The sequence below is a fragment of the Streptomyces sp. CB02366 genome (assembly GCF_001905905.1).
GTDB lineage: Bacteria > Actinomycetota > Actinomycetes > Streptomycetales > Streptomycetaceae > Streptomyces.
In genome coordinates this window covers 258438-272709 of record NZ_LIVT01000007.1, presented here as the reverse complement: position 1 = coordinate 272709, position 14272 = coordinate 258438, and the positions used below count along the sequence as shown (strand labels likewise).

At 72.1% G+C, this 14272-nt stretch carries 16 protein-coding genes and 1 pseudogene; 7 read left to right on the top strand and 10 right to left on the bottom strand.

Annotation, left to right across the window (positions count from 1 at the left end):
* The 3 genes and pseudogenes from AMK24_RS22135 to AMK24_RS22125 form a co-directional block, all read right to left on the bottom strand.
* Nucleotides 1-154, bottom strand: a pseudogene (locus tag AMK24_RS22135) (electron transfer flavoprotein subunit beta); the annotation flags it as partial.
* Nucleotides 155-349: 195 nt separating this feature from the next.
* On the bottom strand, nucleotides 350-859 hold the full coding sequence (locus AMK24_RS22130; RefSeq protein WP_073770565.1) for a flavin reductase family protein: 510 nt from the start codon (nucleotides 857-859) through the stop codon (nucleotides 350-352).
* A gap of 196 nt (nucleotides 860-1055) precedes the next feature.
* Entirely contained in the window at nucleotides 1056-1382 is a 327-nt protein-coding gene (locus AMK24_RS22125) for a thioredoxin family protein (RefSeq protein ID WP_073770564.1), read from the bottom strand.
* 231 nt (nucleotides 1383-1613) lie between these two features.
* Between AMK24_RS22125 and AMK24_RS22120 the strand changes: the two genes are divergently transcribed.
* Complete coding sequence (locus tag AMK24_RS22120; RefSeq protein ID WP_073770563.1) at nucleotides 1614-2336, top strand: lysophospholipid acyltransferase family protein; 723 nt, start codon at nucleotides 1614-1616, stop codon at nucleotides 2334-2336.
* Nucleotides 2337-2367: 31 nt separating this feature from the next.
* Here AMK24_RS22120 and AMK24_RS22115 read toward each other — a convergent pair whose 3' ends face one another.
* The 5 genes from AMK24_RS22115 to AMK24_RS22095 all read right to left on the bottom strand — a co-directional run bounded on the left by AMK24_RS22115 (nucleotide 2368) and on the right by AMK24_RS22095 (nucleotide 7091).
* Nucleotides 2368-3060, bottom strand: a complete 693-nt coding sequence (locus tag AMK24_RS22115) for a B3/B4 domain-containing protein (protein ID WP_073770562.1) — start codon at nucleotides 3058-3060, stop codon at nucleotides 2368-2370.
* A 105-nt stretch (nucleotides 3061-3165) separates the two neighbouring features.
* Nucleotides 3166-3765, bottom strand: a complete 600-nt coding sequence (locus AMK24_RS22110; RefSeq protein ID WP_073770561.1) for a transglutaminase-like domain-containing protein — start codon at nucleotides 3763-3765, stop codon at nucleotides 3166-3168.
* A gap of 76 nt (nucleotides 3766-3841) precedes the next feature.
* Nucleotides 3842-4903, bottom strand: a complete 1062-nt coding sequence (locus AMK24_RS22105; RefSeq protein WP_199876479.1) for a threonine aldolase family protein — start codon at nucleotides 4901-4903, stop codon at nucleotides 3842-3844.
* The gene (locus AMK24_RS22100) at nucleotides 4900-5667 is read right to left on the bottom strand and encodes an SDR family NAD(P)-dependent oxidoreductase (RefSeq protein ID WP_073770559.1); all 768 of its coding nucleotides are present in this window, start codon (nucleotides 5665-5667) and stop codon (nucleotides 4900-4902) included. The genes AMK24_RS22105 and AMK24_RS22100 overlap by 4 nt, the downstream gene beginning before the upstream one ends.
* Before the next feature lie 26 nt (nucleotides 5668-5693).
* Nucleotides 5694-7091, bottom strand: coding sequence for a DUF6421 family protein (locus tag AMK24_RS22095; protein WP_073770558.1), 1398 nt, complete (start codon nucleotides 7089-7091; stop codon nucleotides 5694-5696).
* Nucleotides 7092-7385: 294 nt separating this feature from the next.
* Between AMK24_RS22095 and AMK24_RS22090 the strand changes: the two genes are divergently transcribed.
* Nucleotides 7386-8069, top strand: a complete 684-nt coding sequence (locus AMK24_RS22090; RefSeq protein ID WP_073770557.1) for a glycerophosphodiester phosphodiesterase — start codon at nucleotides 7386-7388, stop codon at nucleotides 8067-8069.
* Nucleotides 8070-8168: 99 nt separating this feature from the next.
* On the opposite strand, the gene AMK24_RS22085 is transcribed toward AMK24_RS22090, so the two are convergent.
* Nucleotides 8169-8717: a GNAT family N-acetyltransferase gene (locus AMK24_RS22085; protein ID WP_073770556.1), complete on the bottom strand. Its 549-nt coding sequence runs from the start codon at nucleotides 8715-8717 to the stop codon at nucleotides 8169-8171.
* 265 nt (nucleotides 8718-8982) lie between these two features.
* On the opposite strand from AMK24_RS22085, the gene AMK24_RS22080 reads away from it, so the two are divergent.
* The 5 genes from AMK24_RS22080 to AMK24_RS34285 all read left to right on the top strand — a co-directional run bounded on the left by AMK24_RS22080 (nucleotide 8983) and on the right by AMK24_RS34285 (nucleotide 12429).
* Nucleotides 8983-9588, top strand: a complete 606-nt coding sequence (locus tag AMK24_RS22080; RefSeq protein WP_073770555.1) for a DUF5134 domain-containing protein — start codon at nucleotides 8983-8985, stop codon at nucleotides 9586-9588.
* A 97-nt stretch (nucleotides 9589-9685) separates the two neighbouring features.
* On the top strand, nucleotides 9686-10621 hold the full coding sequence (locus AMK24_RS22075) for a M56 family metallopeptidase (RefSeq protein WP_073770554.1): 936 nt from the start codon (nucleotides 9686-9688) through the stop codon (nucleotides 10619-10621).
* 154 nt (nucleotides 10622-10775) lie between these two features.
* The gene (locus tag AMK24_RS22070) at nucleotides 10776-11468 is read left to right on the top strand and encodes a phosphatase PAP2 family protein (protein ID WP_073770553.1); all 693 of its coding nucleotides are present in this window, start codon (nucleotides 10776-10778) and stop codon (nucleotides 11466-11468) included.
* Nucleotides 11462-12190 carry an HAD family hydrolase gene (locus tag AMK24_RS22065; RefSeq protein ID WP_073770552.1) on the top strand — a complete coding sequence of 243 codons (729 nt, stop codon included), beginning with the start codon at nucleotides 11462-11464 and terminating at the stop codon, nucleotides 12188-12190. The genes AMK24_RS22070 and AMK24_RS22065 overlap by 7 nt, the downstream gene beginning before the upstream one ends.
* Nucleotides 12191-12252: 62 nt before the next feature.
* A complete protein-coding gene (locus AMK24_RS34285) occupies nucleotides 12253-12429 on the top strand; it encodes a hypothetical protein (RefSeq protein ID WP_199876478.1) in 177 nt (58 codons plus the stop codon).
* Between the two features lie 323 nt (nucleotides 12430-12752).
* Here the strand turns inward: AMK24_RS34285 and AMK24_RS22060 are convergent, their stop codons facing one another.
* The gene (locus AMK24_RS22060) at nucleotides 12753-14246 is read right to left on the bottom strand and encodes an LVIVD repeat-containing protein (RefSeq protein ID WP_073770551.1); all 1494 of its coding nucleotides are present in this window, start codon (nucleotides 14244-14246) and stop codon (nucleotides 12753-12755) included.
* Nucleotides 14247-14272 lie beyond the last annotated feature (26 nt).

Sequence of the window (14272 nt, the reverse complement as noted above, 5' to 3'; positions counted from 1 at the left end):
CCGCGATCTGCAACGCCTGCTCCACCGCGTACTCGTCCAGCTCCGAGAGCAGACCATCGACATCCTCACGGTCCACCGTCAGATCATCGGCGAAACGCCGGTCACCGGACGCGTCGGGCACATACTTCACACAGACAACGATCCTCAAGCTCACGCCGGCTCTCCTACTGCATCGTCTTTTCGGGGCTGCCTTGTCGCACGCAGCACAGGCGCCTTGTCGGGCCGGATCCGGTCAGGGCGACCGAGGCTCCGAGCCCGATATTACTCGCCAGTACATCTAGTGTCTTACCCCTGGGCAAGCGGTGCGCACTGTGACCTTGCCGACGCGGCGGGCCGGTGCGTGCGGACCTCAGTCTCGCAGAGCCGCGAAGCGTCCCTGGTGATAGACGAGCGGGCGGCCCGGCCCGGAGTGCGAGCCCGCCACGGCCTCGGCGATGACGATGCGGTGGTCGCCCGCCGGAACGCGGCTCACCACGCGGCAGACCAGCCAGGCGGAGACGTCGGCGAGCAGCGGAACGCCTTCGGGGCCGCTGCTCCAATCGGTCGAGGGACCGAAGCGGTCGGCCCCGCTGCGGGCGAAGGTCGCGGCCAGTTCGCGCTGGTGCTCGCCGAGGATGTGGACCCCGACGTGTTCGGCCCCGGACAGCACCGGCCAGCTGGAGGACGACGTGCCGACGCCGAAGGAGACCAGCGGGGGCTCGGCGGCCACGGAGGTCAGCGAGGTGGCGGTGAAGCCGACCGGGCGATCCCCCGCCGCGGTGATCACGGCGACGCCGGCGGCGTGGCGGCGGAAGACGGAGCGGAGGAGTTCGGGGGTCGCGGTCGCCGAGGCGGAGGCGAGATTCGGTGTCGCCGTCATGGAGGTGTCCTTCTGCGAAAGGGGCGTACGGGTCCGTGGGGGCTCAGCCACCCGGACAACGCGCGCTCGCACAGCGTGCGAGGTCCACATGGACCCGGCCGTGGAGAAGGAGTTCTGACCGCATAACGTCAGACTGACGATGTGCGGCGGGCCCGGTCAAGGGCGTTCCGGGATGTGGGAGATGCGTCACGGCCCGTCATACGGCGTGGCCCAGCGCCGCGACGACGTCGACCGTACGGGGCCGGCCGGACGCCCGGCGGACCACCTCGCCCCCGGCGTCGAGCACCAGGACGGTCGGCGTGCTCGTGATGCCGAGCTGCCGCACCAGGGCGAGATGGGACTCGGCGTCGATCTCGACGTGGGCGACGCCCTCGACCATCCCGGCCACCTCGTCGAGCGTGCGGCGGGTGGCCCGGCAGGGCTGGCAGAAGGCGCTGGAGAACTGGACGAGGGTCGCCCGTTCCCCGAGTTCCGCGCCGAGTTGGGCTGCGTCGAGCCGCTGCCGATGTGTCCGGCCGTCCACCTGGCGCCTCCTGATCAGAGCTCTTCACCACGGGTCAGCACCGGCGGCCGTCCCCGCATTCCCGCAGTTCCCGGTGGATACGCACGTGACGAGAATCTCGCGTCCCACGTCCGCCGGGACTGGCCACCGGCCCGCGCATGGGGCACCATCGCCACAATGCCGAAAACCTACGGCTGCGTAACTTCCGCGGGGAGAACCCTCCCCAGGCACTGAATGAAGGGTCTTCCCCAGATGGCAGAACTCGTCTATCGACCGGTCATCGGCGCCGCTCTCACTCTGTTCAAGGCGCTCGACCTGAAGATCGACACTCAGGGTTCGGAGCACATCCCGAAGACCGGTGGTGCGGTGCTGGTCAGCAATCACATCAGCTATCTCGACTTCATCTTCACCGGGCTCGGCGCCCTTCCGCAGAAGCGGCTCGTCCGGTTCATGGCGAAGGAGTCGGTCTTCCGGCACAAGATCTCCGGTCCGCTGATGCGGGGCATGAAGCACATCCCCGTGGATCGCAAGCAGGGTGAGGACGCGTACGCGCACGCGCTCCGGTCGCTGCGCTCCGGCGAGATCGTCGGGGTCTTCCCGGAGGCCACCATCTCGCAGTCCTTCACGCTGAAGAGCTTCAAGTCGGGTGCGGCGCGTCTGGCCCAGGAGGCCGGGGTTCCGCTGATCCCGATGGCGCTCTGGGGTACGCAGCGGATCTGGACGAAGGGCCGGCCGCGCAACTTCAAGCGCAGCCACATCCCGGTCACGATCCGCGTCGGCGAGCCCGTGGAGGCGCCCGCCGACCAGTACGCGGGCGCCATCACCCGGCGGCTGCGGGAGCGGGTGCAGGAGCTGCTGGAGGCGGCGCAGCGGGCCTACCCGGTACGCCCGAAGGACGCCGGCGACACCTGGTGGGTGCCGGCCCATCTCGGCGGTACGGCCCCAACCCCCGCCGAGGCGCGCGAGCTGGGCTGACCGCCGCCCCGCCGCGGAGCCGCCTCCCGTCTCACCTCGGGGCGTGGACGGTGATCCGCGCCCCGGGGCTCAGCTGTTCCACATGGGCGGCGAGTTCGGCGCCGGCGGCGTCGAGCTCGCCGTTCGTCATGGGCGGGAGGCCCTCCAGCAGGAACAGGGCGCTGACGGACTCATCGGTGAGCCGGGTGCGGACGCCCTGGCGCCAGTTCCAGCGGCGGCAGGTGACGCCCTCGTCGTCGCACCAGACGACTTCGCCGGGCTCGGGGCGCTCCACCGTCTCCTCGCCGCCGGCGACGGTGGGGAACGGTTCGTCGCCCCTCGCGCGGATCAGCCGCATCCCGCCCTTGACGCGGTCGGCGTCCTCGCCGCCGACCGGGACGAGATGGGCGACGCTGATCGCGTTGTAGGCGTCGACCAGCAGGTTGACGCGGGGCAGCCCGTCGCCGGTGAGGGCGCGGCGGGCGAGCGCCTCGGCCGAGTTGCGGGTGCGGGAGGGCTTGGCGCCGAACGCCGTGTAGGCGGCGCGCCAGGCCGCCATGTGCGGGTCCTCGTGCGGGGCGCGGCCGTTCAGCCGGTCGGCGAGTCGGCGGGCGGCGTCGTCCAGGAGGGCGGAGCTGCGCGCGTCGCTGGGGCCGTTGCGGAGTCCGTGCGCTTCGACGGCGAGGCGGGTGAAGCCCGGTGCGATCGCGCGCACCTGGTCGGACACGGTGAGGGTGAGGGTCATCGTCTGCCTTACTGCGTTGCGGCGCGGCGGCCGTGCCGGTGCGGTGGACCCGGGCGGTGGCGGGGACGGGGGCCCGGAGGCGCGCGGGCCCACGGGCGTGCGGGTTCAGAGGCCCGTGGGGAGGTTCCGCCAGAGTTCCGAGCGGTCCCGGGCGCTCTTCAGCACCCGGAGGAGCACCGCGGGTGGTGCAGCATAGACTACCGGATAGTCGACTTCGTTGAACTCTTCGCGGACCACCCACGCCAATCGCTCCCCCTCCGGGGAGAACTGCGCGTCGACGCCCGGCTTGTTGCCCCGCGGGTCCACCCGGGCCCAGCGCCCGGCCTCGGGGAGTCGCAGCGCCACCAGGCCGTGGAGCATCGGACCGGTTCCGTCGTCGTCGGCGAGCCGCTGGTAGCAGAGGCCCGCCGGGATGCCGCGGGCGCGCAGCAGAGCCGTGAGGGCGATGGACTTCGCGTGGCAGAGGCCGGTACGGGCGGCGAGCACGTCGGAGGCGCGCCAGGGGGCGCGCCCGTCTCCGGAGTCGGCGGAGTGCGCGATGGCGTCGCGGACGAACTCGAAGGCGGCCCGCGCGTATGCGTATGCGCCGTCGGTGTCGAGCGCGAGGCGCGCCGCCGCGGCCTCGACGCGCGGGTGATGGTGGTCGACGGCCTCGTCGGAGGCCAGGTACGGCCCGAGGTCCGCGTATTGCTGCGTCATTTCCATGACGGCAGAGCGTACGAAGCGGCCGACCGGGAGTCTATCGATTTCCGGTCGGCCGCATAATCATGCCACGTGGGCGCTACCGCGCCATCTCTTCCTTGAGCGCCTGGAGGAAGGCGTCGACGTCGTCCTCACGGGTGTCGAACGCACACATCCAGCGGACGTCCCCGGCCGCCTCGTCCCAGAAGTAGAAGCGGAAGCGCCGCTGGAGCCGCTCGCTGACCGCGTGCGGCAGCCGGGCGAAGACGGCGTTGGCCTGGACCGGGTAGAGGATCTCCACCCCGTCGATCGCCCGGACGCCCTCGGCGAGCCGCTGCGCCATGGCGTTGGCGTGCCGGGCGTTGCGCAGCCACAGGTCCTTGGCGAGCAGCGCCTCCAACTGGACGGAGACGAAACGCATCTTGGAGGCGAGCTGCATGGAGAGCTTGCGCAGGTGCTTCATCGCCCGCACGGCGTCCGGGTTGAGCACGACGACGGCCTCGCCGAACAGCGCGCCGTTCTTCGTGCCGCCGAAGGACAGCACGTCCACCCCGACCGTGTTGGTGAACGTCCGCATCGGCACGTCCAGGGAGGCGGCCGCGTTGGCTATCCGGGCTCCGTCGAGGTGGACCTTCATGCCGCGCTCATGGGCGTGGTCGCAGATGACCCGGATCTCGTCGGGGGTGTAGACGGTGCCCAGCTCGGTGTTCTGGGTGATCGATACGACCTGGGGCATGGCCCGGTGCTCGTCGTCCCAGCCGAACGCCTGCCGGTCGATCAGCTCGGGGGTGAGCTTGCCGTCCGGGGTGGGCACGGTGAGGAGCTTCAGTCCGCCCATCCGCTCGGGCGCGCCGCCCTCGTCCACGTTGATGTGCGCGGACTCGGCGCAGATCACGGCGCCCCAGCGGTCGGTGAGCGCCTGGAGGGCGACCACGTTGGCCCCGGTGCCGTTGAAGACCGGGAACGCCTCGGCGGTGGGGCCGAAGTGACTGTGCATGACCCGCTGGAGGTGGTCGGTGTAGTCGTCCTCGCCGTAGGCGACCTGGTGGCCGCCGTTGGCGAGGGCGATGGCCGCGAGGACCTCGGGGTGCGCGCCGGCGTAGTTGTCGCTGGCGAAGCCGCGTACCTGCGGATCGTGGTGCCGTCGCGCGTCGGTCCTCACGGTTGCGGAGTCAGCCACAGGCGCTTTCCGTTCACTTCGGGGGCGGGTCGGTCCCAGACGGCGGCGATGGCCTCGGCCAGCTCCGTGACGTCGGTGAAACCCGCGAACTTCGCGTTCGGGCGTTCGGCGCGCATGGCGTCGTTCACCAGCGCCTTGACCACCAGGATCGCGGCCGCGGTACGCGGTCCGTCCTCGCCCCCCGCCTTGCGGAAGGCGTCGCCGAGGGCGAGGGTCCACGCCTCGGCCGCGGCCTTGGCGGCGGAGTAGGCGGCGTTGCCGGCGGTGGGCTTGCTGGCCCCGGCGGCGCTGATCAGGAGGTAGCGGCCGCGGTCGCTGCGCTCCAGGGCCTCCTGGAAGGCCAGCGAGGTCGACTGGACGGTGCGGATGAGCAGCTTCTCCAGGGCGTCCCAGTCGGAGAGCGCCGTCTCCTGGAACGACGGGCTGCCGCGCCAGCCGCCGACGAGGTGGACCAGGCCGTCGATGCGGCCGAACTCCGCCTCGGTGCGCTTGGCCCAGTCCCGGGCGGCGTCGAGATCGAGCAGGTCGACGGTCTCGCCGGTGACGGTCGCGCCCCCGTGGGCGTACCGCGCGGCGTCCACCGCTTCGGCGAGCCGTTCGGGGTTCGCGTCGCAGCCGACGACCGTCGCGCCCGCTTCGGCGAGTCGCAGCAGCGTCGCGCGTCCGGCGGGGCCGGCCGCCCCGGCGACCGCGACGACGGCCCCTTCGAGCGCACCCGTCCCCTCGCCCGTACCGTTTCCGTTCATGGCCACCGCCTCCTCGGGAGAATGGTTCACGCGGCTGCCCGCTCGTCGTTCGCCGCGGTGATTCCCTTGGCAGAGGCAATCACGTGCTTCAGCTTCTTGGCGAGCGCCTCATAGAACATGCTCAGGGGAAACTCGTCCGGAAGCACGTCGTCGACGAGCTTGCGAGGAGGAAGTGTGAGGTCGAGGGCGTCGGGGCCCTTGGCCCAGCGCGATCCCGGGTGCGGGGCGAGGTAGGTGGAGACGAGGTCGTAGGCGGCGAACCAGTGGACCAGCTTGGGGCGGTCGATGCCGTCGCGGTAGAGCTGCTCGATCTCGCCGCAGAGCTGGTTGGTGACCTCCGGGGCCCGGTCCCAGTCGATCTTCAGCGTGTTGTCGGTCCAGCGGACGACGTCGTGCTTATGGAGATACGCGAAGAGCAGCTGGCCGCCGAGGCCGTCGTAGTTGCGGACGCGCTCACCCGAGACGGGGAAGCGGAACATCCGGTCGAAGAGCACCGCGTACTGCACGTCACGGCCGTGGGCGTTGCCCTCGGCCTCCAGTTTCACGGCCTCCTTGAAGGCGGTGAGGTCGCAGCGGAGCTCCTCCAGGCCGTACATCCAGAACGGCTGGCGCTGCTTGATCATGAACGGGTCGAACGGCAGGTCGCCGTGGCTGTGGGTGCGGTCGTGGACCATGTCCCACAGGACGAACGCCTGCTCGCAGCGCCGCTGGTCGCCGATCATCTCTCGGATGTCGTCGGGCAGCTCCAGGCCGAGCAGGTCCACGGCCGCCTCGGTGACGCGGCGGAAGCGGGCGGCCTCGCGGTCGCAGAAGATGCCTCCCCAGGTGAACCGCTCGGGGGCCTCGCGCACGGCGATGGTCTCCGGGAAGAGCACCGCGGAGTGGGTGTCGTAGCCGGAGGTGAAGTCCTCGAAGGCGATGCCGCAGAAGAGCGGGTTGTCGTAGCGGGTGGCCTCCAGCTCGGCGAGCCAATCGGGCCAGACCATCGTGAGGACGACCGCTTCGAGGTTGCGGTCGGGGTTGCCGTTCTGCGTGTACATCGCGAAGACGACGAGGTGCTGGAGTCCGTCGATCCGGTTCCGCGCGGGCTGGAAGGCGAGCAGCGAGTCCAGGAAGTCCGGGACGCGGAAGCCGTCGGCGGCCCAGCGGCGCAGGTCGGCGACGAGCGCACGGTGGTAGGCGGCGTCGTGCGGAAGGAGCGGGGACAGCTCCTCGACCGCACCGATCACCCGGGCGAGGGTCTTCTCGACGGCGGCCGGGGACGGAGCGTCTTCGGCGTCGAAGTCGATGGACCCGTCCTTGGACTGCCAGGGGCGGATCTCCTCGACGGCATCCTTGAGCACGGGCCAGGCAGGGTGCTCGACCACCCGCTGAGCCGTAGCTATCGTGCCGTCGGCGGCATCGTGCACAAGAATTTCCGTCATAACACTTCCTCCACGGGAGAACCTCGCGTGGGACTCACCGTAGCCTCGCGGGACTCCCGTCGACAAGTGCAGCCCTGGAAATCATCCTGCCCACCCCCATGGTCACCGCTGTTTTTCCTGTCGTGTCCCGGGCGGCCCCGCAGTTCCCGCAGGACCGCCCGTGGCGGAGCCAACCGGCCCGCACGGTGGGGGACATCGCGGCCCGCTGCCACTACCCTTCGCGGTGCCGTATCGCCGTACCTCAGCGCGGGCAGGAGCAGTTGACGGGAAACCGCCGACGGAAACGAGGTCGCCTTGTCATTTCTCACCCTGGGCCATCGCGGAGTGATGGGCGTCGAGCCCGAGAACACGCTGCGCTCCTTCGTCCGCGCCGAGGCGTGCGGGATGGACGCCGTCGAGCTGGACCTCCACCTCAGCAAGGACGGCGCGCTCGTCGTGATGCACGACGCCGACGTGGACCGCACCACGGACGGGACCGGGCCGATCGCGGGCATGACCCTGGCGGAACTCCGCGAGCTGGACGCCGGCCGGGGCGAGCGGATCCCCGTCTTCGAGGAGGTGCTGGAAGCCGTCGCCTCCCCGCTCCAGGCGGAGATCAAGGACGTGGCGGCGGCCCGCGCGCTGGCGGACGTGATCCGGGAGCGCGACCTCGTCGGCCGGGTGGAGGTCTCCTCGTTCCACGACGAGGCCGTGGTGGAGATCTCCCGGCTGGTACCGGGGGTGCGCACGGTCCTGATCGCCAGCCGCTGGGGGGCGGACGTGGTGGACCGGGCGAAGGCGGCGGGCGCGGCGACGCTCGCGCTGAACATCCGCCGCCTCACCCTGGAGGTGGTCGAGCAGGCGCACGCGGAGAGCGTGAAGGTGATCGGCTGGGTGGTGAACACCCAGGACCAGCTGCGGCTCGCGCGGGCGCTGGGCCTGGACGGCGCGACGACCGACTTCCCCGAGATCCGCCGCACCGGACGCTTCACGGCCTGAGGCCCCGGGCCGGCTCCCGTCCGGGGCGGTCAGGGCGGGAGGGGCCGAGTGCTCCCACGGGCCCGGTGAGCCGCCCCGGCCGCCCGGAGGGGGCCGCCGTCAGATGTCCTTGACGAGCAGTTCGAAGGCCAGGTCGTCGCGCTGCGGGACGCCGAAGCGCTCGTCGCCGTACGGGAAGGGCGTGAGCTGTCCCGTACGGCGGTAGCCGCGCCGTTCGTACCAGGCGATCAGGTCGTCGCGCACCGAGATCACCGTCATGTGCATCTCGGCGACGTCCCAGCTCTCCTTCGCGGTGCGCTCCGCCTCGGCGATGATCAGCTTGCCGAGTCCGCCGCCCTGGAGGCCGGGCCGGACCGCGAACATGCCGAAGTAGGCGGCGGCGCCTCGGTGTTCGAGCTGGCAGCAGGCGACCAGCTCACCGTCGCGCTCCACGGCGAGCAGCCTGCTCCCCGGCGCGTCGATGACCTCGCGCACCCCCTGCTCGTCGGTCCGCTGCCCCTGGAGGATGTCCGCCTCGGTGGTCCAGCCCGCCCGGCTGGAGTCGCCCCGGTAGGCGGACTCGACCAGGGCCACCAGCGCCGGAGCGTCGTCCCCGGTCGCGTCGCGGAAGGTCAGCCGGGCCGCGTCGCGGGGCGTGGCGGTGTCCATGGTGGGGCGCTCCGTTCCTCTGCTTCTTCTGCTGTTTTCTTCTGCGCTGCCGCTCTACTGCCGTACGGGGTCTCGCGCTGCCGCGCCTGCGGTCGCGGGCTGTGCCGTCGCACGTGCGGTCGAGCGTAACGCGACCCGGAGCGCCCCCGGCACACCCCGGGCGCACCCCCTTCACACCCCCGTGCGCCTGGTTCGTCGGCGGTCCGCCGGGCATCGATCCGGTCGACCCGCAACAGGACCGAACCTCGGATCGGGGGGGCACGGCGTGCACGGAGGGGCCCAGACCGGCTGGCTGCTGATGGCGCTGTGCGCGGTGAGCGGAGCCTACTGCCTGCTGCGCGCCCGCACGGGGACGCCCCGGGAGCGCCGCACCGCGCGCGCGGAGGCGACCATGGGGTTCGGCATGGCGGCGATGGCCGTACCGGCGGCGGCGGTGCCGCCCCCGCCCTGGGCGTGGGCGGCGTACGCGACGCTGTTCGGCGCGGCCGCGTTGCGGGCGTCGCGGCCGGCCCTGCGCGGCGGCCACCACCTGCACCACCTCGTCGGCTCGCTGGCCATGGTCTACATGGCGGTGGCGATGGCCCCCGGGGCGACGGGGAACGGCGGGAGCCAGCACACCGGGCATGGAGCGGCGGGAGCCGGGGGCATACCCCTGCTGACCGGGGCGCTGCTCGTCTACTACGTCTTCTACGTCCTGGGCTCGGCCGGCCGCCTGCTGCCCAAGACCGCCGCGGTCCCGGCGGGCGGCACGGGCTCCGGGGGGCACGGCGCGGGAGATTTCGGAGGCGGGGCCGCCGGCGGGCCGGAGATGGCGACCGCCTGCCGGCTGACGATGGGGATCGGCATGTTCGCCATGCTGCTCACTCTGTGAGACGGGGTGTGGGACAGAAGCCCCCTGCGGCAGTGGTCTGCGTCACTTGCCGGTCGAGGCCGTACCCCGGGGGGCGGCCCGCTCATAGGGTGAGGACATGCTGGTCTCCCTCGCGCTGCTCCTGCTCGGTGCACTGACCGCCCTGGCGACCCCGCGCGTGATGGCACGCGCCCGGTGGCCGGAACGCGAGCCGGTCGTGGCCCTGTGGGTGTGGCAGTGCGTGGTGGCCGGAGTCCTCGTCTCGTTCGCCCTGTCCATGACGTTCAGCGCGGCCGCCGCCTGGCAGGCGGTGCGCGGCCACGTCTTCGCCCCCGCCCCGCACGCCGTGGTCGAGGCGTACGCGCTGGCGGCGTACGGACCGTGGTCGGCGGTCATCGCGGTGCTGCTGGCGCTCGGCGGGCTGTGGAGCGGTGCGATGCTCCTGCGGGAGATCCGGCGGGCGCGGCGGCGACGCGAGCGGCGCCGCACGGAACTGCTGGTGCGCGCCCCGCTGATGCCCGGCGAGGAGCCCGGTGCGGACCGCCTCGTGGTGCTGGAGGGCGAACGTCCCGACGCCTGGTGGCTGCCCGGGGCCGCCCCGCGACTCGTCATCACCACCGCGGCGCTGGGCCGCCTGAAGGGCCGCCAGCTCGACGCCGTGCTCGCCCACGAGCAGGGTCACGCCCGGGCCCGGCACGACTGGCTGCTGCACTGCTCCTCGGCGCTGGCGAACGGCTTCCCGCAGGTTCCGGTCTTCGCCGCGTTCCGCGACGAGATGCACCGGCTGGTCGAACTGGCCGCCGACGACGTGGCCTCCCGCCGCTTCGGCCGCCTCACGACCGCGCTCGCCCTGGTCGGACTCAACGAGGACCGCGGGGTGTTCGGCCCCTGCCCCACTCCGCAGGCCGAAGTGCCCCGCCGGGTCGATCGGTTGCTCGCCCCGGTCGAGCGGCTGACGGCGGGCCGCAGGCTCCGGCTGACGGCCGCCGCCGCGCTGGTTCCGGTCGTCCCCGTGGTCGTGGCCTTCGTCCCGGGCCTTCGCGCCCTGGGCTGAGGCGCGCGGGCGGCTCGGCCGCCGTGCGACGGTCTCCCGGCGCTCCGCGACCCGGCCCCCACCGCGCCGGAACAGCACTCCGGGTACCGGGACAATCCGGTGCGTCCGGTCGCGGGGGTGGCTCCGCGGCCGGGTCCTCCGCGAGGATCGCCCCATGTCTTCCCCCCACTCCTCTCCCCCGGCCCGTTCCCCCCGTCCCCCGGCGGCCCCGTGGACCGCGGCCCTCAGCGGCGCGGCGGCCTTGGTCCTGCTCCTCGTGGTGGCGGCGCGCTGGTCGCCGCTGATGGCTCTGGACCGGGCCGTCGCCGACGCCCTCCACCGGCACGCGGTGGCCGATCCCGGCCTGGTCGAGGTGAGCCGGGTGCTGACGGACTGGGTGTGGGATCCCTGGACCATGCGCGCCCTGATCGCGGTGACCGTGGTCGCCCTGTGGTGGCGGGGGGCCCGGGTGCTCGCCCTCTGGGTGGCCGTGACGAGCCTGCTCGGCACGCTCCTCCAGCAGGGGCTGAAGGCCGTGGTGGGCCGCGAGCGCCCGGAGTGGCCCGACCCGGTGGACTCCGCCCACTACGCCGCGTACCCCTCCGGGCACGCCATGACGGCGGTGGTGAGCTGCGGACTGCTGGTATGGCTGCTGCGGCTGTACGGCGCCGGGGCCGGGGTCCGGCGGGCGGCCCTGGTCATCGCGGTGGTCTCGGCGGTCGGGGTGGCCGCGACCCGCGTCTACCTGGGGGTGCACTGGCTGACCGATGTCGTGGGCGGCGCGCTGCTGGGGGTGGCCGTCGTCGCGTGCTGCGCCCTGGGGTACGCCCGGTACGCGGCGCCCCGGAGGAGGAGTGCTTCATGGTGATCAGAGGCGTCCTGTTCGACTTCTCCGGAACCCTGTTCCGTATCGAGCCGGTCCGGGACTGGTTCGCGGCCGTGCTGCGCGAGAAGGGCCTCAGCGTTCCGCCGGACGAGTTCGAGCGGTGCGTGACCGGGCTCACTGAGGCCGGCGCCCTCCCGGGCGGCCCCGCTCCCGTCCGGGTGCCGGAGGGGCTGGCGGACGCGATGGCGCGACGGGACCTGAGCGCCGCCCTGCACCGAGAGGCGTACACCGCTCTGGCCCGGAGCGTCGCCCTGCCCGATCCGGGGCTGTACGACGCGCTCTACGCCCGCCATATGCGGCCAGAGGCATGGCGGCCCTACCCGGACGCGGTGGAGGTGCTGGAGGGGCTGCGGAGGGCGGGGATCGCGGTGGGCGTGGTCAGCAACATCGGCTGGGACCTGCGGCCCGTCTTCCGCGCCCACGGGCTCGACGCCCTGGTCGACGCCTACGTCCTGTCCTTCGAGCACGGCCTCCAGAAGCCCGCGGCGGGTCTGTTCCGCATCGCGTGCTCGCTCATCGGCCGCGATCCGGCGGAGGTGGTGATGGTCGGTGACGACCGGTGTGCGGACGGTGGTGCGGCGGCCCTGGGCTGCGAGGTCCGGTTCGTGGACCATCTGCCGGCGCACCGACGCCCCGACGGCCTGCGTTCCCTGGGGCTGGTCCCGGACCGGAATCCGCCGGGAGGAGGCGGGGACGGGCCGTGATGTGAGGCATATCCCGCCCGAAAAGGGCGTCGGGGGCCGCTCCTGGCCGTAGCCTGGTGGGCATGTCCCCGATGCCGTCGTCCGTGTCCGCCCGTTCCGCAGCCGAGGTCAACGCGGAGATCCGCGACCTGTGGCAGCGTTCGGGCGGTTGCCTGACGCCGCAGGACGAGGCGGAGTACCAGCGGCTGCTGGTGGAGTGGGCCGCCGCCACCGGCGGAAGCGCCCGCACCGCCGCCTGACCCGCGCACCCCGCTGCCGGGATCCGGCAGGCCCCCGGCCGGAAGGCGGGGAGAGACCTCGCGCCGGATCCGACGATCCCCCGCGTCGCCGGATCCGGGCGCGCCCTCGCCGTGTCCCGTGGGACACGGCCGTGGGCCGCGTCGGGGGCGGTGTCGCGGAGCCCTCCGTCGCAGGGGTCCAGCATGTCCCCACCCGGCTCACCGGTCAATGAATTTCCGGCGGAGCACGCACCGGGGCCGGTGTCTCCGGGCGGCTGACCGCCTGGAGACACCGGCCCCGCAGTGCTGCGCGGAACGCGTGGGACGCGGGACCCGCCGACGGATCAGCGGTCGAAGTAGTCCGGCTGCGTCTGCACGTTGAGCTCGTCCATCTCGACCCGCTCCGCCGGGTCGGTGCGCCGGTCCTCCAGCTTCAGCACGTCGAAGCCCTTGGCGATGTCGCTGGAGTAGATGTGACCGTTGTAGTAGTACGCCGACCAGGGGCCGGCCGTGGTGACCCGGTCGAGGGTGACCGGGCCGCGCTCGAAGAAGGCGATCTCCTCGGGCTTCGACGAGTCGGTGAAGTCCCATACGGAGATGCCGCCCTGGTACCACGCCTGGACCATCAGGTCGCGGCCCTTCACCGGGATGATCGAGCCGTTGTGCGCCACGCACACCTCGGCGTCGGCCTGGTGCCGGTCGATCTTGAAGTAGCTGCGGAAGACCAGCTTGCGCTTGTCGCCCTTGCCGACGATGTCGTAGATGCCGTCGGCGCCGCGCTCGGGGCCGATCTCCTCGTTGCAGGTGGCCGCGCCGCCGCCGCCCAGCTCGTCGGTGAAGACGACCTTGTTCGCCCCCTGGTTGAAGGTCGCCGAGTGCCAGAACGCGAAGTTCACGTTGTCCTGGACCCGGTCGATGATCTTCGGGTGCTCGGGGTCCTCGATGGAGAACAGCAGGCCGTCGCCCATGCAGGCGCCGGCGGCCAGGTCCTTGGACGGCAGCACCGTGATGTCGTGGCAGCCGGTCGTCTTGGAGACGCCCGGGTTCTCGGGCGCTCCCGGGTTGCCGCCGTCCGGGAAGAGCACGGGGAAGTTGACGATCCGGGCCTTCTGCGGCGCCTTGACCGGCACCTTGATGATGGAGATCCCGTCGTGCGGGGGCCGGCAGTCCGGGAACGCGTCGTTGGGCGAGTACGAGGACACGTACACGTACACGTTCTTCTTGCCGTCCGGCACCAGCGTGTGCGTGTGGGAACCGCAGGCGGTCTCCACGGCGGCGATGTACTTCGGCTGCCGCTTGTCGCTGATGTCGAAGATCTTCATGCCCTCCCAGGAGGACTTCTCCGTGGCGGGCTGGGAGGTGCTGGAGCAGGAGTCGTCGCTGCGGGAGGAGTCCGTGGAGAGGAACAGCAGGTTCCCGGAGACGGAGATGTCGTTCTGCGAGCCGGGGCAGAGGACCTGGGAGACCGTCCTGGGCTTCTTCGGCTTGCTGATGTCGTAGATGACGAAGCCGTCGTAGTTGCCGACGAACGCGTACTTGCCCTGGAAGGCGAGGTCCGTGTTGAGACCCTGGAGGGCGCCCTTCGGCACGTTCGTCAGGTGCTTGATGTTGGAGCTGTGGACGATCTCGTCCACGCCGGGGATGTCGCCGCCGGCTATCGCGGCCCTGGCCTCCGCCTGTTCGCTCTTGGTGACCGATCCCCGTTCGGCCGGGGCGTCGCCCGGGTCGGGGGTAGCGGCCGCTGTGGTGGCCGTCAGCAGCGTGGCGAGGAGTCCGGCCGCGGCTGCCACCGCGCCCAGACGTCTGCGCCGCACGCGGGTGGTGTGCAACGAGGTCACTGCGTCCTCCCTTGTATCCCCGTTCG

Coding starts and splice junctions, on each gene's coding strand:
- AMK24_RS22130 (WP_073770565.1), bottom strand. CDS start 859: ATGACGGCGACACCGAATCTCGCCTCCGCCTCGGCGACCGCGACCCCC.
- AMK24_RS22120 (WP_073770563.1), top strand. CDS start 1,614: ATGGCAGAACTCGTCTATCGACCGGTCATCGGCGCCGCTCTCACTCTG.
- AMK24_RS22115 (WP_073770562.1), bottom strand. CDS start 3,060: ATGACCCTCACCCTCACCGTGTCCGACCAGGTGCGCGCGATCGCACCG.
- AMK24_RS22110 (WP_073770561.1), bottom strand. CDS start 3,765: ATGGAAATGACGCAGCAATACGCGGACCTCGGGCCGTACCTGGCCTCC.
- AMK24_RS22100 (WP_073770559.1), bottom strand. CDS start 5,667: ATGAACGGAAACGGTACGGGCGAGGGGACGGGTGCGCTCGAAGGGGCC.
- AMK24_RS22095 (WP_073770558.1), bottom strand. CDS start 7,091: ATGACGGAAATTCTTGTGCACGATGCCGCCGACGGCACGATAGCTACG.
- AMK24_RS22085 (WP_073770556.1), bottom strand. CDS start 8,717: ATGGACACCGCCACGCCCCGCGACGCGGCCCGGCTGACCTTCCGCGAC.
- AMK24_RS22075 (WP_073770554.1), top strand. CDS start 9,686: ATGCTGGTCTCCCTCGCGCTGCTCCTGCTCGGTGCACTGACCGCCCTG.
- AMK24_RS22070 (WP_073770553.1), top strand. CDS start 10,776: ATGTCTTCCCCCCACTCCTCTCCCCCGGCCCGTTCCCCCCGTCCCCCG.
- AMK24_RS22065 (WP_073770552.1), top strand. CDS start 11,462: ATGGTGATCAGAGGCGTCCTGTTCGACTTCTCCGGAACCCTGTTCCGT.
- AMK24_RS34285 (WP_199876478.1), top strand. CDS start 12,253: ATGTCCCCGATGCCGTCGTCCGTGTCCGCCCGTTCCGCAGCCGAGGTC.